The sequence below is a fragment of the Paraburkholderia bryophila genome (assembly GCF_003269035.1).
In the GTDB taxonomy this organism is placed as follows: Bacteria; Pseudomonadota; Gammaproteobacteria; order Burkholderiales; family Burkholderiaceae; genus Paraburkholderia; species Paraburkholderia bryophila.
In genome coordinates this window covers 84,555-106,528 of record NZ_QLTK01000026.1, presented here as the reverse complement: position 1 = coordinate 106,528, position 21,974 = coordinate 84,555, and the positions used below count along the sequence as shown (strand labels likewise).

The window sequence follows — 21,974 nt, the reverse complement described above, 5'->3', positions numbered from 1 at the left end:
CCGCTGTTCGTGATTGCCCGCACGGCCGGCTGGAGCGCGCACATCATCGAGCAACGGATCGACAACAAGATCATCCGCCCGAGCGCGAATTACACGGGTCCGGAGAATTTGAAGTACCTGCCGCTAAATAGGAGAAAATAGCGGCCGCTGTGCGTTTTTAAGGCGCGTGCAGTTCCACCGACGCGGTCGCCTGGACCGGCAGCCCGCGCACTGTTCAACTGAAATTAGATAGAAAGGTTTTCTCCATGAAAAAGCTGATGATCGCCGCCGTGATTGGCGCCCTGTCCACGACGATGCTGACCGTCGCGACTGACGCCGCCGCGCAAACGACGACCACCACGACCGCGAAGCCCGCCACGAAAGCGGTGGCAAAGCGCCCGCAGCCGAAGCGTTTGATCAAGCGCAAGGTCAATCCGGCCAAGGAAGCGAAGGTCGATCCGGTACCGGACGGCGCGGAAAAGTGGTCGTGCAACGAAGGCCTGGCTTTCGAACTGAAGGGCGACATGAAGCGTGACCAGATCGTCACGGTTCACTGGGCGAACAAGAATTACAACCTGCCGCGCGAAGCGACCACCACGGGCGCAGACCGCTTCCACGACGCCGCTTCGGGTATGGATCTGGTCGTGATCCCGACGAAGGCCATGCTGTTCTCGGATAAGGACAGCTCGCGTCTGGCCGACGAATGCAAGACGGCAGCCATGCTCCAGGGCGCACCGGCGCCGACGCAGTCGAACGCGATCAACAACTCGAACTAAATCCAGTCGTCAGGAACGCTCCCCGATGTCCGCTCCGATTTCCAACGTACGACCCGATCCGGACCAGGTTCTGGCCGATATCGTCGATTACGTTCTGGACTATCCGATCGACAGCGCACTGGCGCTGGAAACCGCGCGTCACTGTCTGATCGACACGCTCGGCTGCGGACTCGAGGCGCTCACCTACCCGGCCTGCACCAAGCTGATGGGACCGATCGTGCCGGGCACGATCGTCCCCAACGGCGCCAGGGTGCCGGGCACCTCGTTCCAGTTGGACCCGGTTCAGGCCGCGTTCAGCATCGGCGCCATGATTCGCTGGCTGGACTTCAACGACACATGGCTGGCGGCCGAATGGGGGCATCCGTCGGATAACCTCGGCGGCATTCTGGCCACGGCCGACTGGCTGTCGCGCAGTGCTATCGCAGCGGGCAAGCCGCCGCTGCCCATGAAAGACGTGTTGATCGCGATGATCAAGGCGCACGAAATTCAAGGCTGTATCGCGCTCGAGAACGCCTTCAATAAGGTCGGGCTCGATCATGTCCTGCTGGTCAAGCTGGCGTCCACGGCGGTAGTCGGGCAACTGCTCGGCCTCTCGCGCGACGAGCTGATCAACGCGGTGTCGCTGGCGCTGGTCGATGGACAGGCGCTGCGCACTTACCGCCATGCACCGAATACGGGCTCGCGCAAATCGTGGGCTGCCGGCGACGCGACGTCGCGCGCGGTGCGCCTCGCGCTGATCGCGCGGACCGGCGAGATGGGCTATCCGTCGGTGCTGACGGCGCCGACATGGGGCTTCTACGACGTCCTGTTCAAAGGCAACGCGTTCAAGTTTCAGCGGCCGTACGCCTCGTACGTGATGGAAAACGTGCTCTTCAAGATTTCTTTTCCGGCAGAATTCCATGCGCAGACCGCGGTGGAAGCGGCCATGACGTTGCATGCGCAACTGGTGGCGCACGGCAAACGCATCGAAGACATCAGCCGGATCACGATTCGCACGCATGAAGCCGCGTTGCGCATCATCGACAAGAAGGGCCCACTGAATAACCCGGCCGACCGCGATCATTGCATTCAGTACATGATCGCCGTGCCGCTGATCCACGGCCGCCTGACGGCTGCGGACTATGAAGATTCGATCGCGCAGGACGCGCGAATCGATGTGCTGCGCGCCAGAATGGCTTGTGTCGAAGACGCGCAGTTCACGAAGGATTACCACGATCCGGAGAAGCGTTCGATCGCCAATGCACTGACGATCGAATTCAACGATGGGTCGTCATTCGACGAAGTCGTGGTCGAATACCCGATCGGTCACAAGCGTCGTCGCGAAGACGGGATTCCGTTGCTGGTCGAGAAGTTCAAGACCAACCTCGCGCGCCGCTTTCCGGTCAGGCAACAACTGGCGATTCTCGACGTGTCGCTGGATCAGGCACGGCTCGAAGCCATGCCGGTCAACGAGTACGTCGATCTGTACGTCATCTAGTCAAGTTAATCAGTACTGTAGTTCCGCGATCAAACCAAGGAAAACACCATGGCCCACAACCTCCACAAAACGCTCAAGGAATTCGACAGCGGTTCCGGCAAAGGCAAGTTCTACTCCCTGCCGCAACTCGGCAAGGCACTGAACATCAAGATCGACCGCCTGCCGGTTTCGATCCGTATCGTGCTGGAATCGGTGCTGCGTAACTACGACGGCAAGAAGATCGCCGAAGAACACATCACGCAACTGGCGAACTGGAAGCCGACCGCAGCGCGCGTCGACGAAATCCCGTTCGTCGTGTCGCGCGTGGTGCTGCAAGACTTCACCGGCGTGCCGCTGCTCGCCGACATCGCTGCCATGCGCGGTGTCGCCAAGCACATGGGCAAGGATCCGAAGTCGATCGAACCGCTGGTCCCGGTCGATCTGGTCGTCGATCACTCGGTGCAAATCGATCACTTCCGCGAAAAGAACGCGCTCGACCTGAACATGAAACTGGAATTCCAGCGCAATAACGAGCGCTACCAGTTCATGAAGTGGGGCATGCAGGCATTCGACACGTTCAAGGTCGTGCCGCCGGGCGTCGGTATCGTCCACCAGGTGAACCTGGAATACCTCGCACGCGGCGTGCACAAGAAGGCCGAAGGCACGGATACGGTGTACTACCCGGATTCGCTGGTCGGCACCGACAGCCACACCACCATGATCAACGGTATCGGCGTGGTGGGCTGGGGCGTGGGCGGCATCGAAGCGGAAGCCGGCATGCTCGGCCAGCCGGTGTACTTCCTGACGCCTGACGTCGTTGGCGTCGAGCTGAAGGGCAAGCTGCGCGAAGGTCTGACGGCAACCGATCTGGTTCTGACCGTGACCGAACTGCTGCGTAAAGAAAAGGTGGTCGGCAAGTTCGTCGAGTTCTTCGGCGAAGGCACGAAGTCGCTGTCGCTGCCGGACCGTGCAACGATCGGCAACATGGCGCCGGAATACGGCGCAACCATGGGCTTCTTCCCGGTCGACGAAAAAACCATCGACTACTTCAAGGGCACGGGCCGCACGGACGCGGAAATCTCCGCCTTCGAAAACTACTTCAAGGCACAAGGCCTGTTCGGTATTCCGAAGGCTGGCCAGATCGACTACACCAAGGTCGTTACGCTGGATCTCGGCACGGTGACGCCGTCGCTGGCAGGTCCGAAGCGCCCGCAGGACCGTATCGAAATCGGTCACGTGAAGTCGACTTTCAGCGACCTGTTCTCGAAGCCGGTGGCGGAAAACGGCTTTGCGAAGAAGGAAGCCGATCTGGACGCGCAGTACACCACGAGCAACGGCGTCGACGTGAAGAACGGCGACATCCTGATCGCCGCGATCACGTCGTGCACGAACACGTCGAACCCGAGCGTGCTGCTGGCCGCCGGCCTGCTGGCGAAGAAAGCCGTGGAAGCCGGCCTGACCGTGGCACCGCACATCAAGACGTCGTTGGCGCCGGGATCGCGTATCGTCACCGAATACCTGACGAAAACCGACCTGCTGAAGTACCTCGACAAGCTGGGCTTCACGCTGGCCGCCTATGGTTGCACGACCTGTATCGGTAACGCGGGCGACCTGACGCCGGAACTGAACGAAGCGATCACGAAGAACGACATCGTCGCGGCTGCGGTGCTGTCGGGCAACCGCAACTTCGAAGCGCGTATTCACCCGAACATCCGCGCGAACTTCCTAGCTTCGCCGCCGCTGGTCGTCGCTTACGCGATCGCCGGTAACATCACGCGCGACCTGATGACCGAGCCGGTCGGCAAGGGCAAGGGCGGCCGCGACATCTACCTGGGCGACATCTGGCCGACTAGCGAAGAAGTCAACGACCTGCTCAAGTTCGCACTCGACGCCGACGCGTTCCGCAAGAACTACTCGTCGCTGACCAAGAAGGGCGACCTGTGGAGCAAGATCGAAGGTGAAGAAGGTCAAGTCTACGACTGGCCGAAGTCGACCTACATCGCGGAGCCGCCGTTCTTCGGCAAGGACTTCTCGATGACGCCGGCCGACAGCATCGCCGCGGTCAAGAACGCACGCGCGCTGGGCATCTTCGGTGACTCGGTCACGACCGACCACATCAGCCCGGCCGGCTCGATCAAGGAAGACTCGCCGGCAGGCAAGTGGCTGAAGGCAAACGGCGTGCAGAAGGCCGACTTCAACAGCTACGGCTCGCGCCGCGGCAACCACGACGTGATGATGCGCGGCACGTTCGCGAACGTCCGGATCAAGAACCTGATGATCCCGGCGAAGGCAGACGGCACGCGTGTGGAAGGCGGCCTGACGATTCACCAGCCGAGCGGCGAACAGGAATCGATCTACGACGCAGCAATGAAGTACATCGATGCCGGCACGCCGACCATCGTGTTCGCGGGCGAGGAGTACGGCACGGGGTCGTCGCGTGACTGGGCGGCCAAGGGTACGCAACTGCTGGGCGTGAAGGCCGTGGTCGCACGCAGCTTCGAGCGGATTCACCGCTCGAACCTGGTCGGCATGGGTGTTCTGCCGCTGCAGTTCAAGGGCTCGGATAGCGTGCAATCGCTCGGCATTACCGGCGAAGAAACGTACGACATCGAAGGCTTGGGTTCGGACTTCAAGCCTCAACAGGAAGTGACGCTGGTGATTCGCGGCAAGGACGGCAAGGAAAAGCGCGTTCAGGTTCTGCTGCGTATCGACACGCCGATCGAAGTCGACTACTACAAGCACGGCGGGATTCTGCCGTTCGTGCTGCGTTCGCTGCTGGCTGCTTAAGCTGACTGCTTAAACTGCTGTTTAGCTGAGTTAGCTGCAACGCAAACAGCCACGCTGTTTTGCAGGGGCTGCGTTCTGTGGAAGAACGCAGCCGACTTTGGAAGCCCGACCGTTGGTCGGGCTTTTTTTATGCACGGGTTTTTTTTCGCTACGCCCTTACCGCTGCCCACGGTCGGCCTGGAAGGCGCCGGGGTTATCGGTGATCCGGCGCTGGGTCATGCTGGCATTCCAGTCGGTCTCGCCAGAAACTGGCACCGTGGCGCGCTGCGTGACGTTGGCACGCCGCTGGCGCGCCGCCCAGTCGAGCAATGCACTGCGCTCGGCGGTGTCGTGGGTGGACGCGGCTAGCGTGGTCCAGTCGGTCTGATGCGATGGGGACGGTCGGATGGCTGACGGAATCGCGCGGGTCAAGGCAACACGCGCATCGACCTGCGCCTGCGTCAGGTGTGCCATATCGGTCCGACGCGCTGGTGTGGCGGCGAGCTTCGTTTCGTGGTCGCGGCGGGAACCTCGCGTGGCCAGGCTCGACTCGAAGCGGGGCGAGGTCCGTGTCGACTCGGCTTTGGGTACGGCTTTGGGTACGGCTTTGGGTACGGCTTTGGGTGCGATTTTGGGCGCCTTGTTGAGCGCGGGCGACGCGTCGTTCGTGCGATGCCGGCTCGCCTCGAGCGCCGTGGACTCCGGTGCGCCCGGCTTCGGCAGTCGGGCCGCGAGCACGTCTGCCGAACGAGCTGCGACTTGCGCCTTCGGCGAACCCAAGCCCGGGCCCGGGCCGCCCTGCGACGGCACGTCTGGGCGTGTTAGCGTCACGCTCGTTGTCTGGTTGGCGTCGCGCGTCGCACAGGTCGACAGCAGCCACGCCAGCGCCATGCTGCAACTCAGAAAAATGACCGCTCCGACCACATGGTCAGAACGAGACGATCGCGGCCGCACCTTTCCCATTTCGAGGTAACGCCGCGCTTCGGCCAACTGCGCGTCGAAGCGATCCGAATGATCGCGCCGCGGCGGCATCTTGTAGAAAAAGACAAACCCTGCTCCCGGCACAGCGGAATTCCGATGTGTTACAGGCATGCGGGGTTGCACCACGTCGCGAATAGCTTGTTGCACTCCGTCGCGCGCCCCGCATGGAGGTTCTTGCTGCGCGGCGGTCCGCACCGGTTGCGGCTTCAAGCCGAAAGGCGCAGGCAGCCCGCTGAGCAGCCGTGCATTCGGCAACGCCAGGTCGCCTTGAATCAAGGCCCACGGTCGGTTCATTGCGGGGTACTCCGGTATGCGTGGGCCGCGGTTTCGAGTTGCATGACCAAAGTCCTCATGCGCATTGTCAGCGCGTCGATGGAACTAACGTTATGCGCCGGTGGCGCGACACTCGTGTGCCGCAGCGCTTCCATCAAACTGCACGCGCCGACAAGGCCGACTGCCCCGCTCAACCGATGCAGCACACCGCGCAAACGATCCAGCTCGCCGTCGCGTCGCAGTGCACTGAGATGTGCGAGATCTTCGTCCATTGCATGGCGCCAGCCGGCCAGAAACGTTTGAAGATCGATGCCCTCTTCAGACAGCGCCTGAAGATACCTTGCTTCAAAGGGCTCGAAAGACACGTTGCCGGCGATGTCCCCCTCGACCGCCACATTAGAAGGAACAAGGGCTTGTGGTTCCGCGTGATCCGCTTTCGACTGCGCACTCCGCGACTCGACCGCAAACGGCGCGTTCGAACTGGTACGGCTGGCCGGTTGGGCTAGTTCGCAATGGATACGCCGTTTATCGGCCGCATTTTTTGCCTTCTGGGCGGCACGCCGCTGGGCGACACGGAATAGACAGGCCCCAGCGAGGGCGGCGGCAACCGGTACCACGACAATCCATATCGAGGATGGTCGACTCGCCGCGCCATGTGCGCCCAGCCGTGACGTATCGATTTGCATGCCGTTCGCCGTGCTGTCGCCCAGCGGTAGCGCATTGGCGCGCATTGACAGCACCCACAGCAATGCAAACGCACATGCACAAAGACACACTAATACCGACACAAAACGGATAAAAGTCAACCCAACACGGCAAGCACGACCAGCAGAAACATGGCGAACCAGGCGCCGCGTACGACAAGGCACACCCGCAGAAGAATGCGACGGGCTCATCTTATTCATAGCGACACAACTCAATCGATCAGTCTGTGCAACGAAGCGAACTCGACGAGTGCCGCCAACGATGAGAGCCCGAGTTTTTCCTGAATGCGGCTCTTGTATGTGCTGACGGTTTTGTCGCTCATGAATAACGCGTCGCCAATCGCTTTATTCGACAAGCCCTTCGCGAGCATTTGAAGAATCACCAGTTCCTTGTCCGACAACTGACTGATCCTGTCTTCCTCACCGCCCACGCCGGCGGCGGGCACGATGCCCGCGCCGTTGGCATTCACCGGGAAGACCGTATAACCCGCCAATACCGCTTCCACGCCGCGCAAAATCTCTTTCATTTCCTGCGATTTGGCCACGAAGCCGTGGACGCCGGAGCGCATCGCGCGCGGCGCGAAAATGGCGGGATCGTGTCCGGACAAAACCAGCACACGGATTGCCGGATGTGCAAGCTTCAGACGCGGGATCACATCGAGCCCGCTGATGCGCGGAATGTCCAGGTCCAATATGGCGAGTTTCGGCGTGCATTGCCGAGCAAGTTCGACCGCAGTTTGTCCATTGTCGGCTTCAATGACTTCTTCGATACCGAGCAATTGCATGAGTTGCATTTTGATGACCATTCGAAATGCCGGGTGATCATCGATAACCAGAATAGTTGACATGATTTTCTTTCCTTTTCAAAGTATCCTTTGCCGTACAAATCGTTGATACATCCCGATCTGACGAAGCATTAACTCGCGCGGCGCTTTCGCTTGTTTCGAAGATGGAAAATAGCGGACCGGCAGGTACTAAAGCACCCACGCACGCGAGTGGCTGCGTCGCGCATAAAGACACGCTCGTCAGAAGCACGCGCTAAGATGCCGCACCCACTAGTTCTATCTCTACACGGCGATTCGGCGCGAGACATTGCACCAAAGCGTCCTGCCTGGTTTGATGGCACTCGACCCGCTGATTCGCACTACCTCGACCACGCGCGGCAATCGGCAATGTCACACCATGCGCGCGCAGATACTGCTCGACCGTTTGCGCACGTTGCATCGACAACCACTGGTTATGGGCCGCGCCGCCAAGTCGGTCTGCATAGCCGGTGACTTCCAATGCGTGAGCGGCGGGCGCGCTTTCAAGTGCGCTCACAACTGAGTCGAGCTGGCGCCGGCCGGCCGGCAATAGCGAGGTGCCGTTGAAGCGGAACAGCGAATCCATCCGCAGCGTGAATGTGTGCGGCGCGCTTGCCGGCAAAGCCAACGCAGGCACCGATGCAGGCACCGCCGCCGACATGCCCTGCTGACATTGCAGCGCTGTTTCAGCCGATTTGCGCAGATTGTCTTTGACGTCAGGCAAGCGCTTCTCTGCGTTGGCAAAGCTACGTATCCACGCGTCATGCCCCGCTTGCATCAGTTCGACTTCGGCGCATGCCAGTGGCGGCTGCGCTTGTGGACATTGCGCAAGCGCTGGATCAGTCTTGATCGCGTTGACGATCGCCCACAAATCAGGGCGCACCGTGGACACCGTGCGCAACGCGGGATTCGCGGCAGATAAAGGTGTATCGCGCTCAATGCCCATCGTGATCATTGCAGCCTGGCCGATCGCCTCCTCGACGAAACCCCATTGATCACGCGCTTGTTGAGCGGCGTCCAGCCAGCATTGCGCCTTCGCGTGAAAATAGCGGTTACTGCTGACGGGCACCCGATTGAGGCGATCCTGCAACGACGCTATCGCGGCGCCCCGGCTGTTCGCGATCGGCGCATAGGCGTTGAGCCATTGCGAGTTGGCGGCGCCCGCAGGTTCGTCCTGCGTGGCGCCAATGCCTGTTCTCAGCACGGAGGTGTCTTCGATGCCTAGCCGCTCACGCGCAGCACGGTCTGCGCAAGCCGTTAAGCTCAGCGCGCAGACAAGCATCGTTAGCTGGAGTTTCATTGACTGTCTACGTCGAGCGCATTTTCCTGAAGAGGGCTCAGAGTATGAACAGACGCAAACCCACGGGGAATGGGAACAATCTTAGAAACGGTTCGGAACTTTGCAGAATGTAAGGAAACTTAAGTATCTATTACGGCAATGTCGATCGTGAACCTCAGGCCTTGACCGCGCGTGCGGCATTGCGACCTCGCAACCATTCGAGCGCCAGCAGAAGACCTGTCGAAAACACGATCAGAATCGTTGCCAGCGCCGCAATGGTGGGGCTGATGTTCTCGCGGATACCGGTGAACATCTGGCGCGGCAGCGTGGTCTGGTCCGCGCCGGCGAGGAATAACGTGACAACGACTTCATCGAACGATGTCGCGAACGCGAACAGCGCGCCCGAAATAACGCCCGGCGCGATCACCGGCAACGTAATGCGAAAGAACGTCTTCACCGGATTCGCGCCCAGCGACAAACTGGCACGCACCAGGTTGTAATTGAACCCCTGCAACGTGGCCGCGACCGTCGTGACGACAAAGGGAACGCCGAGCGACGCGTGCGCAAGAATCAGCCCGATATAGGTATTGGCCAACCCAAGCGGCGCGAAGAACAGGTACATGCCGACGCCGACCACCACCACGGGCACGATCATCGGCGAGATCAGGATCGCCATCAGCAGCCCTTTGCCGCGAAAGTTCGCCTTGGTCAAACCGATCGCCGCCAGGGTGCCGAGCACCGTCGCGACCACCGTCGCCGACGGCGCCACGATGAAGCTGTTTTTGGCAGCCGTGCGCCATTCGTCGGACGCGAGCAGGTTCTGGTACCAGCGCAACGACCAGCCCGGGATCGGATAGACCAGAAACGTGCTCGACGAAAACGACAGCGGCACGATCGCCAGCACCGGCAGAATCAGATACAGCAGCGTCAGCACGGCCATTGCGCGCAGCGCGAAATACCACACGCGCTCCACGATCGACGTATGCGGCGCGAACAAAGGCTTGGCAAGTTTCATCGCAATAGACTCCGTTCAGCCAAGGCTCAATGACGAACGCGTGAAGCGTCCATAAATCACGTACAGCACGAGCGTCGCCGCGAGCAGCAGACCGCCGAGCGCGCACGCCATGCCCCAGTTGATCGTCACGTTGGTGAAGTACGCGACGTAGTAGCTGACCATCTGATCGCCAGGCCCGCCGAGCAAAGCCGGCGTGATGTAGTAGCCGATCGCAAGAATGAACACCAGCAAGGCGCCCGCGCCGATGCCCGGATAGGTCTGGGGCACATAGACGCGCCAGAACGCGGCGAACGGATGACTGCCGAGCGACACGGCAGCGCGCTGATACGTGGGCGGGATGGATTTCATCACGCTGTACAGCGGCAAGATCATGAACGGCAACAGGATGTGCGTCATCGAAATGTAGACGCCGGTGCGGTTGAACAGCAGAGCGAGCGGATCGTGAATCAGGCCACTCGCGATTAGTGCTTTATTCACCAGCCCTTCGCCTTGCAGAATCACGATCCATGCAGCCACGCGCACGAGGATCGAGGTCCAGAACGGAATCAGCACGAGGATCATGACCAGATTCGCGCGCCGCTCGGACAGCGTCGAAATCCAGTACGCGAGCGGATAACCGAGCAGCAGCGCGAAGAACGTGACGACCGCGCCGATCACGAAGGTGCGGCCGAACACGGTGAGGTAAATCTGCTGATCGGGATCGGTCGGCATGATGTGGCCGAACGCGTCCTGTTTATGATCCAGCGAAGCGAGCAGATAAAACGCCGAATACGCACTGGCGTTCTTTGCGATGGCTTGCCAGTAAGTGACGTCGTTCCAGCGTTCGTCCAGTTCGACGAATTTTGCGTGGACCTGCGCGGGCGTGAGTTGCAGCGGCTTGTTGTTGTCGTCGACAAAGGGCATGGCGTGCGCGGACTTTGCAACCAGCGAACGATAACCGGGAATCTCCACGTTGAGGCGGCGCGCGAGCGCGCCCATGCCGTCGCCATCGGCGACCGCGGTGAGGTCCGTGGCCAATGCGGCGTATGCGGCGTCCGGCGGCAGCGTCTTGCGGTCCCAGGCACTCAACGCATTCAGCGTATGCGGCAGCGCGCCGATCACTTCGGGATTCTGTGCCGCGCGTGTCAACAGAGCAGCGATCGGCACGACAAAAATCAGCAGCAGGAAAATGGCGAGCGGCGCGATTAACAGCAGGGCCACGGCCCGCTTTTTCGATTCCGCGGCTTTCAGTTCACGCTTGAGTCGACCACTTGCTTCAGGCGTCGAATCGGCGGCGATCGTCATCGTAGTCACACCTGTCTCCATCCAACCGTTCGCGCACATCTATCTGATAAGCGCGAACGGTTCATTGCCTCGAAACAGCGCGGCCTTCTATCGATAGCGCCGCGCCTTCTCAAACTCAACCGCTTACTTCGAAGCCCATGATGAGAACCGCTGCTCCAGTTCATCGCCATGGTCGGTCCAGAACGCGAGGTTCTGCAGCACGGCGTTCTTGCCGTTGGCCGGCGAGTTCGGCAGATTGGCGAGCGTCTTCGCGTCGAGCGCCTTGATTGCCGTCACATTCACCGGACCGTAGGCGATGTTATGCGCGTAGTCCTGTTGCGGCTTCGACGAGATCGAATAGGCAATGTACTTCTCGGCCAACGCCTTGTTCGGCGTGCCCTTCGGAATCGCCCAATAGTCGAGGTCGTAAATGCTGCCGTTCCAGACCACCTTGAGGTTCTTGCCTTCGCGCTGCGCGGCGTCGATCCGGCCGTTGTACGCGGTGGACATCACCACGTCGCCCGCCACGAGGAATTGCGGCGGCTGTGCGCCCGCTTCCCACCATTGGATATTCGGCTTCAACTCGTCGAGCTTCTTGAACGCGCGGTCCTGGCCTTCTTTCGTGGCGAGCACCTTGTAGACGTCTTTCGGCGGCACGCCGTCGGCCATCAACGCGAATTCGAGGTTGTAGCGCGCGCCCTTGCGCATGGCGCGTTTGCCCGGGAATTTCTTCACGTCCCAGAAGTCGGCCCAGCCGGTCGGCGCGGTTTTCAGCTTGTCGGCGTTATACGCGAGCGCCGTCGACCACACGAAAAAACCGACGCCGCAGGTTTGCGGGGCCTCGGGAATCAGATCCGACTTCTTGCCGAGCTTCGACCAGTCGAGCTTTTCGTACAGTCCTTCATCGCAGCCACGGCCAATATCGCCCGATTCGACTTCCACCACGTCCCAATTCACGTGCTTGGCCTCGACCATGGCCTTCACTTTGGCCTGCTCGCCGTTGTATTCGACGGCCGTCACTTTATTGCTGGTCTGCGTTTCGAACGGCTGGTTGAATGCCGCCTTCTGCGCGTCGCCGTTCGCCCCGCCGAAATTGACCACCGTCAGTTCGGCGGCATTGACTTGCGCGGCGCCCAGCGCGAGCGCGACAGCACCGACAGCGATGGCGCAGCGCGATTTCACGATCTTGCTCATGGTGTGTTGCTCTCCTTGGGTGATGTGCTTCAAATCCAGGTACGACTCGGTTTTGTTATGGCTGCTGAAAAGACCTACACACGTCGGGCGCGTTGCACGCCCGGCATGTTCACTGCATTCAATACGCCCAACGTATTTACGCGTCGGCGAAAACCCGTAGATGCTCCGGTGCGAACTCCAACGCGACCGGCGCGCCGGGTGAGAATGTATCGAGTGCCGCCGTGCCAAGCGGCACCTTGACGAAGCACTCGTCCTGCTGCGGCAGACCGCAGCGCATTCGCACGTGGTCGCCGAAATAGATCAGCCCGCGCGCTTCGCCGCTGAGCGCATTGGCGCCGGCGTGCCGCTCGCCGTTCGCCGAGCGGTTGGCCAGTTTCATGCGCTCGGGCCGGATGCACGCGACGGCCGACGTACCCGCCCGCGCGCCGCCGATATTGCGGCCCGTGAGACGCGTACCGTCGCTCAGATGAAACTCGCAGAACTCGCCGTCGACATTCGCGATCGTGCCGCGCAGCTTGTTGCTGTCGCCGATAAAGTTGGCGACGAACTCGTTGCACGGCGATTCGTACAAACGGTCGACGGTATCGAGTTGCTGCACGATGCCTTTATCGAACACCGCGACGCGATCGGACATAGTCAGCGCTTCGCCTTGATCGTGCGTGACGTACACGAAGGTGACGCCGAGCTTCTCGTGCAACGACTTGAGTTCGTATTGCATGTGTTCGCGCAACTGTTTGTCCAGCGCGCCGAGCGGTTCGTCCATCAGCACGAGCTTCGGCTCGAACACCAGGGCACGGGCGAGCGCGATACGTTGCTGCTGGCCGCCCGACAACTGCGCCGGATAGCGCTTCGCGAAGCTCTCCATACGCACCATTTTCAGTGCGTTATGCGTGCGCTCCGCACGCTCCTGCGCCGAAACCTTGCGCACGGTCAGGGGATACGCCACGTTCTGCTCGACCGTCAGGTGCGGAAACAGCGCGTAGTTCTGAAACACCATGCCGATGTTGCGCTTGTGCGGCGGCACCGTATTGAGCAACGTGCCGTCGAGCCAGATCTCTCCGCCAGTGGGAAATTCGAAACCCGCCAGCATCATCAGGCAAGTGGTTTTGCCCGATCCCGACGGTCCGAGCAGCGTCAGAAATTCGCCCTGATAAATGTCCAGATCGAGTTGTTTGACGACCAGCGTTTCGCCGTCGTAGGTCTTGCGCACACCGCGAAAGCTGACGATCACGTCATCGGTTTTCATCGCTCCAGTCTCCTCTGCGATCCAGCTGGCTTCCCCTGCGAAACAGCGGGATTGTGTCAATTGCGTGGCTCACTATAGACCGTTACGGTTCTACAATAGGGAACCATTTCATTATTCCGGATAGAACCACTTGGACACCGTGATCTTGTCGGATTGGCTCGCCGCGAGGCTCGACCGCACGGCCGCCGAGCCGGTCTACAGACAGACGCTGCGACTGATGCAGCAGGCCATTCTGACCGGCCAGTTGCCGCCCGGCACCAAGCTGCCGAGTTCACGCACGCTCGCCGAAGACCTCGGCATTGCGCGCAATACCGTCCTGCACGTCTACGATCAGTTGACCGCCGAGGGCTATGTGATCTCGACCACCGGCAGCGGCACATATGTCGCGGACACGAGACCGGACACGGCTGCCATGAACGCGCGCAAGCAGCCGGTCGTGACGAGTGTCGACGCGCAGAAGCGCGCTGCCGCGGAGCCACCGGCAAATGCAGCGCCAGCGCCGCCCAAACGCGATCTCGCCGACCTGTCGGCGCGCGGGCGCCGGCTGATCGACAAAGCGGGTGTATCCGCCAAGCAATGGGGTGCTTTCATGCCGGGCGTACCCGACGTCGCGGAATTTCCCGCGCGTACGTGGAGCCGCCTGCAGGCCAGGTTGTGGAAGGAGGCCAATCCCGATCTGCTCACCTACGCGCCGGGCGGCGGTTATCGGCCATTGCGGCGGGCGCTGTCCGACTATCTGCGCGTGGCGCGCTCGGTGAATTGCACGCCCGATCAAATCATCATCACCACGGGTATTCACCAATCGATCGATCTGGCGGTGCGTTTATTGACCGACGTCGGCGATCGCGCGTGGGTCGAAGAGCCTTGCTATTGGGGCGCGCGCAGCGTGCTGCAATCGTCGGGAATCACGCTGGTGCCGGTGCCCGTGGACGCCGAAGGTCTGAATCCGCGCGAGCAGGATCTGCAACAGCCGCCGCGACTCGCGCTCGTCACGCCATCGCATCAATATCCGCTCGGTATGGTAATGAGCCTCGCGCGCCGCCGCACGCTGCTCGAATACGCGCGTCAGCACAATGTCTGGATCATCGAGGACGACTACGACAGCGAGTTCCGCTACGGCAGCCGTCCGCTCGCCTCGCTGCAGGGACTCGACGAAGCCGGCCAGGTGATCTACGTGGGCAGCCTCGGCAAGATGCTGTTTCCCGGCTTGCGGATCGGCTACATGATCGCGCCGGAGCACCTGGTAGAGACGTTCCGGACCGGCGTCGCGGAGTTGTATCGTGAGGGACAGTTGATGCAGCAGGCGGTGATGACCGACTTCATCATGGACGGCCACCTCACGTCGCACGTTCGGCGCATGCGCGCGTTGTACGGCGAGCGCAGGCAGATTCTGATCGACGCGATCACCGCGCGCTTCGGCAGCGAACTGCCGGTCATGGGCGACGAAGCCGGTTTGCATCTGGTGCTCGGTCTGCCGGATCACGCAAACGATCGTGCGGTGACCGCCGCCGCTTACGATGCCGGCGTGATCGTGCGTCCGCTCGCGAGCTACTACAGCAGCGACACGCCCGCGCGGCGCGGTTTGCTGCTGGGCTATGCCTGCGTGCCGAACGAGAAGATCGGCCCCGCGTTCGACACGCTGGCGCGCGTGATCGAGCAGACCGCGCTGAAGAAGCCGACGCGCGCCGCCTGATAGCGCGGCACGTACTGCGTGCCGCCGCGTGCCTTGGCGCGCGCGGGCAGCACGCAGCACACAGTGCTCGGCTACCCGATGGGCCTCAGGCAGAAGCCACCCCATTCACGTCACTTCAAACCAAAGTCGACCCGCGTGGTCGCGCCCTTGTCCTTGATACCGTCGGCGGTCAGCTTCGGCGCAACGATAAACACGCGGCTGCTGTCGATCTTGCCGTCCAGATACTGCTGCACGCTTTGCGCCCGCTGCTGCGCGAGTTGACGCAGACTGGCGTCGTCGATCGGTGCATTGGCGGCGATCGCACTCTTCATTTCATCGTCCGGCAGGCTCTTGGTCAGGCCGACGAAATTGCGCGGCTTCTTGAAGTCGGCGGACTTGTAGGCCTTGGTCAAATACTTGTCGTAATCCTTCGGATCGACCGTGACCGTCGACAGGTCGACGCTCTCGCCGTTGCCCACCACGTCCTTGATCTTCTGCTGCTTGACCAGACGATCCACGTATTGCGTACGCAACGCGGGTTCGTCGACCGCCGGGTCGACGCGGCCGATCAGGTCCATCTTGACCGACGTCTTGTCGGCCAGCGCCTTGACGATCGTGTCGAGCTTCTTGTTGTCGGCGTCCGTGAGTTTCGCGGAACCCGGCTCGAATTCGACGTAGCCCAATTCCTCACCGCTGCCGCCGAACGCGTTGGCGATCAGCGAGAATGGCGCGGTCACGGCCTTCTGCAGCAGGTTGAGCACCGCATGCCAGATCAGTCCGCCAACGCTGAATTCAGGATTCGACAACGAACCCGAGACCGGCAGATTGACGTCGATTTCACCGCGCGAATTCTTCAGCAGCGAGATCGCAAGACGCACCGGCAGTTTGGTCGCCGTATCGTTCTGCACGTGATCGCCGAACGTGAGTTGATCGATGAACAGGTGATTGTTCGCGTTCAACTGATCGTTATCGAGCTTGTAGTGCAGATCGACGTTCAGCTTGCCCTTGGTGATCGGATAGCCGGCATATTTCGCCGAATACGGCGTGAGGTTGGTCAGTTCGATATCGTGCGCGCTCGCCGTCAGATCGAGCGCCGGTTTCGCGATCAGCGGATTGACCGTGCCGCGAATCGATAGCGGTCCATTCGCCGCCAGTTTCGCGGCGACGTCGACCGGCGCGGCCGTCGTGGATTGCGTGCCGAACGCGCCGATCGTGCCTGTAATGCCGACCAGATTCGCCGTGAAATTCGGCTTGATGAAGTTATCCGTATAGGTCACGCGGCCTTGCTGCAGCACCAGTTGACCGAAGTGCAGCTTGACCGGGCTTTGCGGCGGCGTGGCGGCCGTCACGGTGGCGGGCGTGGCGGGTGTGGCCACCGAAGCCGGCACGGGTGCGGACGCCACCGGCGGCGCTTGCGGCGTCAGCGGCACCGGTTCGGCGCCGCTCTTGTCGCGCGTGAGCGATTGGGCCGCGCCGCTTTCATGCGCCACGACATCCTTCAGGTTCAGCTTGCCTTGCGCGTCGAGCAACACGCGTCCGTAGAATTTCGTGAAGGTGACTTTGCCGGCGTCCACTTCCGTGCCGCGCTCGTCGTAATCGGCCTTGAGGTTGGTCAGTGCGAGCGAGCCCCAGCCCGCGAACGGGTCGGAAGTCGCCTTGTCGAGCATCCGTACGTCGACCAGCGCCATGTCGCCGCGATAGTTCGCCTTCAACGACTTCGCCTGGCTCAGCGCCAGTTCGCCGTTCGCGTTGAGCAACGCGCTTGCGATCACCGCGTTGAGCTTGCTGCCGAAGTACGGTTCGAAAGCGGCAGCGTCGAGCCGGTTCGCATTCACCTTGACCGCGACCTTGAGCGGCGTGGCCGTGACGTCGCCCTTCACGCCGAGCGTGCCTTTCCTGTTCAACGTGGCCTGCAGATCGACCGGAAGCGGACGGCTGAGGTCGTCGCTGATCTGCTGCACCTTCAACTGCAACGGCGTGATGCTCAAGCGCACGGGTTGCGGCGTGGTGTTGTCGGTGAAATTGGCGGTCGCGTCTTTCAGGTTCAGTTCACCGATCTTGTAGTGCCACGCGGGCCCTTGCTCCTGCGCCTTCTTGACCGCGTGAATCGCCGTTCGCTGCGGCTCGGCTTCGTGCGGACCAGCCAGCGACGTGAGATTGATGCTGCCGTCTTTCAGGCGTTGCGCGTCGACCGAGAGACCGGTCGTCTCGAGGCTCGTGATATCCGCGGTGCGGGCCGCCACGTCCACCTGCTTGATGCTCACCTGCGCCTGCGCCAGCGCGACGAGCGGCTGCTTGCCGCCGCGCGCCGCCAGCTTCAAAGATTGCAGATCGAGTTGCGTGTCGTCGAGCATCACGGCGACCGGCGCTTTCGCCCAGTTCGCGCCGATATTCGCGGTGGCGGACAGCGCGCCGTCGGTCACTTGCGCGGCGGTTGCGGTGTCGATATAAGGCTGCAGCAGCGGCAGCTTCAACGACTTCAGATCGAGCTTCGCGCTCGCGGTCTTCGCGACGAGGCCGAACGCGCCCGCCGCGCCGAGCGAACCGGCGCCGTCCTTGAAATCGGTATTCAGCGTGTAATGCGCCGGCGCGGTGGCGAGCGTCGAGAAATCGGTCAGCGTCACAGCCAGCTTTTGCAGACCGATGTCGACAGGCCGCGAGGCGGCTTCGTCGTGAACGTTCACGGTGCCGTCATTCAGCACGAAGCGTTTGATCGCCAGATCCAGCGGCGGCGCGGCGGCCGTTTCCGTTGCAGCGGCGCCGGATGCGGCAGCCGGTGCGCTGGCGGTCCTGGCCGCCGAGGCAGTTGCCGATGCCGCCGCCGGTGCGGACGCAGCGGCCGTTCCAGACGCCGTCGGCGCCGGCGCGAACATCCGCTCGACACTCAACACACCGTTTTTATCGCGCGCCAGATCGGCGCTCGGCGCGTCGATGCGGATCTCGTCGAAGTGATACAGGCTCTTCAACGGCTCGAGCGTCGCGGCGGCCACATGCACGGCGTGGGCCGCGAAGAACGGCGCCGTGCCCTGATCCCGCACGTCCACGTCGTTCATATCGACGGTGCCGGCTACGCGCAGCGAAGGCGCGTCGTTCGAGATCACGAAGTTGAGCTTGAGGTCGGTGGACAGCTTGCCGGACTGCACGATCACCGGCAGCTTGGTCGGCACATACGACATGAGCCGCGGCACGTCGAGCCCGTCGAAGCGCAGCGACACTTCCGATTCACGCGAGGCGGCGAACGGCTTGGTCTTGCCGTCGATCGCCAGCGGACTACCGTCGATCCGCGCGCGCAGCAACGGTTCGACGAAGATGTCGGTTTTCGACGGCAACGTGGCGACAAACGGAATCCCGAGCTTCCATTGATCGATCACATGGGTCACGCCGAGCAGTTTGTCGTCGAACGTGATCTGGCCGTTTTCGAGGCGAATATTCGACACGGAAAACAGCGTCGGCTTGCTGTCGGGTTGGGCCGGCTGTTTCGAGAATTTCTCGATCAGGTCGGTGAAATTGAAGCGCTGCGCGTCGTACCGAACAATATGAAAGCGCGGCGAGTCGAGCTGCACTTCGTCGACGATCGGCGCCGCGCGAAACAGCGAACTCCACGACGCCTTCACGATGAGCCGCGAAATATCGACGAAATCGCCCGCGCCGCCCTTATCGCCAATATGCACGCGGTCGGCTTCGAGTCGAAGCGTATAGGGATTCAGCGCAATCCGGCCGATAGTGGCCGGACGGTCGAGCTGTTTGCTGAGTTGTTGCTCTGCGATATGGCGAATCAGCGGCGGCGCCGCGAAGAAGCCCAGCAGACCGAACAATACGACGAAGATCAGCAGACCGATCAGGACGCGCCGGGTACGGCGCGACTGCGCGACGTCGCGCACGGTCTGCATGGAGGAGGCTAATGATGCTTTGTTGAGGCTTGCCATGCTCGGTCTTGGGTAGTGCGGCGGCAAGCCCGCCGCGAAAACGAAAATCCCGCAAGCGGCAGTATAAGTCGTGAATCTGGTGTGGGACAGAAATGTAAGCTTGGGCTTACACAATCGCTGACGCTATTAAAAGTTTATGCCCGCCGTCGTAAAACGGCGGGCATAAATTAATCGACGCATCAAGCGCGCGCGACTGTCATATCAGCGACGCATTTCACTGCCGCACGACCGCCGGCGGTTGCCAGCTACCGTCGGTGGCTTGCGGCTTCGGCGCATACAAACGCAGCACCAGTTGCAGATCGGCGCGCGGCGCCGGCAACCAGTTGCCGCTCTTGCCGCGCACCGACGAGACGGTCACGTCGAGCGAACCGTCGCGATTGCGGCGTGCGCCGTTACGATCGCCGACCGCCAGACGGGCCGGCGCGCTTTCGCCCAACGCACCGTCTTTCGTGTAAGCGGTGATCGACCAGAAACCGCGCACCGGCGGCAACTGGTTCGGCGCAAAGTGAATCACGTAGCGATTGGCGCCGTTCAACGCATGGCCGTCGCTGTCTTGCGTGACGACCGCGCGAACTTCGTCGTCTTTCGTGCCGATGCCCGGTTGCATGGACGCAGCGTAAGCGCGCAACGCATAGTCGGGACCGTAATTGCCGACGCCGTCGCCAAACCAGTTCCAACCGTTGCCGTTCAGCAAATTGGACGGCGCCGTGACGACCCGCTCATGACCTTCGGTGAGGCCGGCGGCAATCGCATCGGTCGCTTTCGGCAGTTTGACCGGCTCACCCGGCGTAACGCCCAGGTCGGCGAGGAATTTCAGCGCGTGCGGGTCGGCCGGTGTCGGCGGATTGTCGGGCAAGGCTTGCGCGAGTCGCGTAAAAAAACCGTTGGCGTCGAGCGCGGCGACTTGCGCGGCTGGCGTGCCGGATGCGCTTATGGCCGCGTCGGCGGCATTGCTGCGCGGCGGCGTAATCGTCGCCGTACGCCCGTCGCCGGTATAGACGCTAAGCGGCGCGACGCGAATGGCGCGCTGCAACTTGCGGACTGCCGTCAGGTCGCGCGTGCCGTTCGACTGGATACGCACGCTCACCCACGCGTTGCGGGTCGGCACGTCGACGCGCTTCGCGCCCTTGGGCAGATCGCCCTGCCAGCCGGGGCCGACAAAGGCAATCGTTTGCGATTTGATGCCGGCCGCGCGGGTGGTGAATTGCGCACTGGTCGACCAGACGACGTTGGTCCACATGTCCAGCACGCGGGCATCGACGTAACGGCCATGCGAATCGGGCAGCGAAACGATCACCGGCTCGCTGCCGACGTCCAGCCAGCCGGTCGAGTCGAGCGTGTCGAGGCTCGGCTGCGGCGGGTTGGATGCGCCGACCGGCGGCAATGCCTGGGCGTGGCGCAGCGTGTTGAGCGGCGCCTGACCCGGATCGGTGCCGACCGCCGCGTCGCGCGCGACACCCATCAGCACCAGCGGGTAGCCGAATACGTACGAGTCGGCGACTTCGTCCTTGATCCAGCCGGTGGGTTTTTGTGTCGCGGCAGGAGGCGACGCGCAACCGGCCAGAAATGCGAGGCCTGCGAACGATGCGCAGGTCCAGTGAAGCGAAAACAGTTCTCGGCGATTTTTTATCATTCGTTCAGGTGGCGGAACGTGCGGTCCTAAGGGAGACGTCGGCGCGCAGCGAGATCTGCTTTGGCGGGGCCTCCCCAAACCCAGCACAGCCAGTCCGCCGTGCGCGATGCCGACAACATCGGGTTGTATCGTATCCTTGCTCACCAGGCAAGCGCAAAGGTATGAATAGCGCGTTGTCATGCACACGCCATGCGCGATTGCGCCGGATTCGGCTGGTTTTGCCCTGTCTGCCGGGTCGCTCGTTTCAAAGTCTGGCGGTGCTTTCGCCCTCGTGGATCCGGAGTGTTTTATGTACATGCCCGCGCATTTCGAGGAGAACCGGCCCGAGGTTCTCCATCGCCTGATCGGCGAGCAGCCGCTCGGCGCGCTGATTACGAACGGACCCAACGGCCTCGATGCGAATCATGTGCCGTTCGAACTGGACGCCGCCCCCGCAGGCGGCACCATCCTGCGGGCCCACGTGGCCCGGGCCAATCCGGTCTGGCAGGAGGTGTCCACCCATGCCGACGCGCTCGTCATATTCCAGGGGGCGACGGCCTATATTTCGCCGAACTGGTATCCGAGCAAACACGACGCGCATCGGCAAGTGCCGACTTACAACTACATGGTCGTGCATGCGCATGGCCGGATCGTCGTACGCGACGACGAAACGTTCGTCCGCGGTCTGGTGGCGCGGCTGACCCGCAAGATGGAAGCCGGCGAGCCGGTGCCGTGGAAAATGGGCGACGCGCCCGCCGACTTTATCGCGCAGATGCTCGGCGCGATTGTCGGGATCGAGATCGAGGTGACGCGGCTGGTCGGCAAATGGAAACTCGGCCAGAACAAGGCCGCCGCCGACCGGCGCGGCGCGGCCGAGACGCTGCTGACGCGTTCCAGCGATGACCAGCAGGCGGTCGGGCAGGCCATGCTGGATGCGCCGCCGGCGTTCTGAGGGGCGGCTTTCGGCCGCATCGCGCAAACCGCCCTTGACCTTCCCATCATGGGAAGGAAGATACTGGGTTCATTACG

The 21,974-nt window shown here is 62.0% G+C and carries 16 protein-coding genes; 6 read left to right on the top strand and 10 right to left on the bottom strand.

What is annotated here, in order from left to right; translation table 11 throughout:
* The 4 genes from BX591_RS28110 to acnA all read left to right on the top strand — a co-directional run.
* The coding region (locus BX591_RS28110) for a citrate/2-methylcitrate synthase (RefSeq protein WP_338068909.1) at nucleotides 1–141 on the top strand (141 nt) is incomplete at its 5' end.
* Nucleotides 142–245: 104 nt separating this feature from the next.
* Nucleotides 246–755, top strand: coding sequence for a hypothetical protein (locus tag BX591_RS28105; protein ID WP_111934598.1), 510 nt, complete (start codon nucleotides 246–248; stop codon nucleotides 753–755).
* Nucleotides 756–780: 25 nt separating this feature from the next.
* Nucleotides 781–2,232, top strand: a complete 1,452-nt coding sequence (locus BX591_RS28100) for a bifunctional 2-methylcitrate dehydratase/aconitate hydratase (protein ID WP_111934597.1) — start codon at nucleotides 781–783, stop codon at nucleotides 2,230–2,232.
* 48 nt (nucleotides 2,233–2,280) lie between these two features.
* On the top strand, nucleotides 2,281–4,998 hold the full coding sequence (acnA, locus tag BX591_RS28095) for an aconitate hydratase AcnA (protein WP_111934596.1): 2,718 nt from the start codon (nucleotides 2,281–2,283) through the stop codon (nucleotides 4,996–4,998).
* Nucleotides 4,999–5,154: 156 nt separating this feature from the next.
* On the opposite strand, the gene BX591_RS28090 is transcribed toward acnA, so the two are convergent.
* From BX591_RS28090 to BX591_RS28055, 8 genes are all read right to left on the bottom strand, one after another.
* Nucleotides 5,155–6,213, bottom strand: a complete 1,059-nt coding sequence (locus BX591_RS28090; protein WP_167444632.1) for a hypothetical protein — start codon at nucleotides 6,211–6,213, stop codon at nucleotides 5,155–5,157.
* A 35-nt stretch (nucleotides 6,214–6,248) separates the two neighbouring features.
* The gene (locus BX591_RS36235) at nucleotides 6,249–6,917 is read right to left on the bottom strand and encodes a hypothetical protein (RefSeq protein WP_146749820.1); all 669 of its coding nucleotides are present in this window, start codon (nucleotides 6,915–6,917) and stop codon (nucleotides 6,249–6,251) included.
* Nucleotides 6,918–7,147: 230 nt separating this feature from the next.
* Nucleotides 7,148–7,783 (bottom strand): response regulator transcription factor, encoded by a 636-nt coding sequence (locus BX591_RS28080; RefSeq protein ID WP_111934593.1) that lies wholly within the window; start codon nucleotides 7,781–7,783, stop codon nucleotides 7,148–7,150.
* A gap of 190 nt (nucleotides 7,784–7,973) precedes the next feature.
* Complete coding sequence (locus tag BX591_RS28075; RefSeq protein WP_111934592.1) at nucleotides 7,974–9,038, bottom strand: OmpA family protein; 1,065 nt, start codon at nucleotides 9,036–9,038, stop codon at nucleotides 7,974–7,976.
* A 154-nt stretch (nucleotides 9,039–9,192) separates the two neighbouring features.
* A complete protein-coding gene (locus BX591_RS28070; protein WP_111934591.1) occupies nucleotides 9,193–10,032 on the bottom strand; it encodes an ABC transporter permease in 840 nt (279 codons plus the stop codon).
* Nucleotides 10,033–10,047: 15 nt separating this feature from the next.
* Nucleotides 10,048–11,325 carry an ABC transporter permease gene (locus BX591_RS28065; protein ID WP_167444631.1) on the bottom strand — a complete coding sequence of 426 codons (1,278 nt, stop codon included), beginning with the start codon at nucleotides 11,323–11,325 and terminating at the stop codon, nucleotides 10,048–10,050.
* Between the two features lie 114 nt (nucleotides 11,326–11,439).
* Entirely contained in the window at nucleotides 11,440–12,489 is a 1,050-nt protein-coding gene (locus BX591_RS28060) for an ABC transporter substrate-binding protein (protein ID WP_105510946.1), read from the bottom strand.
* A 136-nt stretch (nucleotides 12,490–12,625) separates the two neighbouring features.
* Nucleotides 12,626–13,735, bottom strand: coding sequence for an ABC transporter ATP-binding protein (locus BX591_RS28055; RefSeq protein WP_111934589.1), 1,110 nt, complete (start codon nucleotides 13,733–13,735; stop codon nucleotides 12,626–12,628).
* A gap of 130 nt (nucleotides 13,736–13,865) precedes the next feature.
* Between BX591_RS28055 and pdxR the strand changes: the two genes are divergently transcribed.
* Nucleotides 13,866–15,428 carry a MocR-like pyridoxine biosynthesis transcription factor PdxR gene (gene pdxR / locus BX591_RS28050; RefSeq protein WP_111934588.1) on the top strand — a complete coding sequence of 521 codons (1,563 nt, stop codon included), beginning with the start codon at nucleotides 13,866–13,868 and terminating at the stop codon, nucleotides 15,426–15,428.
* A gap of 110 nt (nucleotides 15,429–15,538) precedes the next feature.
* Here pdxR and BX591_RS28045 read toward each other — a convergent pair whose 3' ends face one another.
* Nucleotides 15,539–19,333, bottom strand: coding sequence for a DUF748 domain-containing protein (locus BX591_RS28045; protein WP_111934587.1), 3,795 nt, complete (start codon nucleotides 19,331–19,333; stop codon nucleotides 15,539–15,541).
* Between the two features lie 214 nt (nucleotides 19,334–19,547).
* On the bottom strand, nucleotides 19,548–20,966 hold the full coding sequence (locus BX591_RS28040; protein ID WP_111934586.1) for a DUF1254 domain-containing protein: 1,419 nt from the start codon (nucleotides 20,964–20,966) through the stop codon (nucleotides 19,548–19,550).
* A 289-nt stretch (nucleotides 20,967–21,255) separates the two neighbouring features.
* Here BX591_RS28040 and BX591_RS28035 point away from each other — a divergent pair, with 289 nt between their 5' ends.
* Complete coding sequence (locus BX591_RS28035) at nucleotides 21,256–21,897, top strand: FMN-binding negative transcriptional regulator (RefSeq protein WP_111934585.1); 642 nt, start codon at nucleotides 21,256–21,258, stop codon at nucleotides 21,895–21,897.
* Nucleotides 21,898–21,974: the final 77 nt, after the last annotated feature.

What these genes read in the sequence shown, in the direction of transcription:
- BX591_RS28100 (WP_111934597.1), top strand. Translation starts at nt 781, where the DNA reads ATGTCCGCTCCGATTTCCAACGTACGACCCGATCCGGACCAGGTTCTG.
- BX591_RS28080 (WP_111934593.1), bottom strand. Translation starts at nt 7,783, where the DNA reads ATGTCAACTATTCTGGTTATCGATGATCACCCGGCATTTCGAATGGTC.
- BX591_RS28075 (WP_111934592.1), bottom strand. Translation starts at nt 9,038, where the DNA reads ATGAAACTCCAGCTAACGATGCTTGTCTGCGCGCTGAGCTTAACGGCT.
- acnA (WP_111934596.1), top strand. Translation starts at nt 2,281, where the DNA reads ATGGCCCACAACCTCCACAAAACGCTCAAGGAATTCGACAGCGGTTCC.
- BX591_RS28035 (WP_111934585.1), top strand. Translation starts at nt 21,256, where the DNA reads ATGTACATGCCCGCGCATTTCGAGGAGAACCGGCCCGAGGTTCTCCAT.
- BX591_RS28040 (WP_111934586.1), bottom strand. Translation starts at nt 20,966, where the DNA reads ATGATAAAAAATCGCCGAGAACTGTTTTCGCTTCACTGGACCTGCGCA.
- BX591_RS28055 (WP_111934589.1), bottom strand. Translation starts at nt 13,735, where the DNA reads ATGAAAACCGATGACGTGATCGTCAGCTTTCGCGGTGTGCGCAAGACC.
- BX591_RS28045 (WP_111934587.1), bottom strand. Translation starts at nt 19,333, where the DNA reads ATGGCAAGCCTCAACAAAGCATCATTAGCCTCCTCCATGCAGACCGTG.
- BX591_RS28105 (WP_111934598.1), top strand. Translation starts at nt 246, where the DNA reads ATGAAAAAGCTGATGATCGCCGCCGTGATTGGCGCCCTGTCCACGACG.
- BX591_RS28070 (WP_111934591.1), bottom strand. Translation starts at nt 10,032, where the DNA reads ATGAAACTTGCCAAGCCTTTGTTCGCGCCGCATACGTCGATCGTGGAG.
- BX591_RS36235 (WP_146749820.1), bottom strand. Translation starts at nt 6,917, where the DNA reads ATGCAAATCGATACGTCACGGCTGGGCGCACATGGCGCGGCGAGTCGA.
- BX591_RS28060 (WP_105510946.1), bottom strand. Translation starts at nt 12,489, where the DNA reads ATGAGCAAGATCGTGAAATCGCGCTGCGCCATCGCTGTCGGTGCTGTC.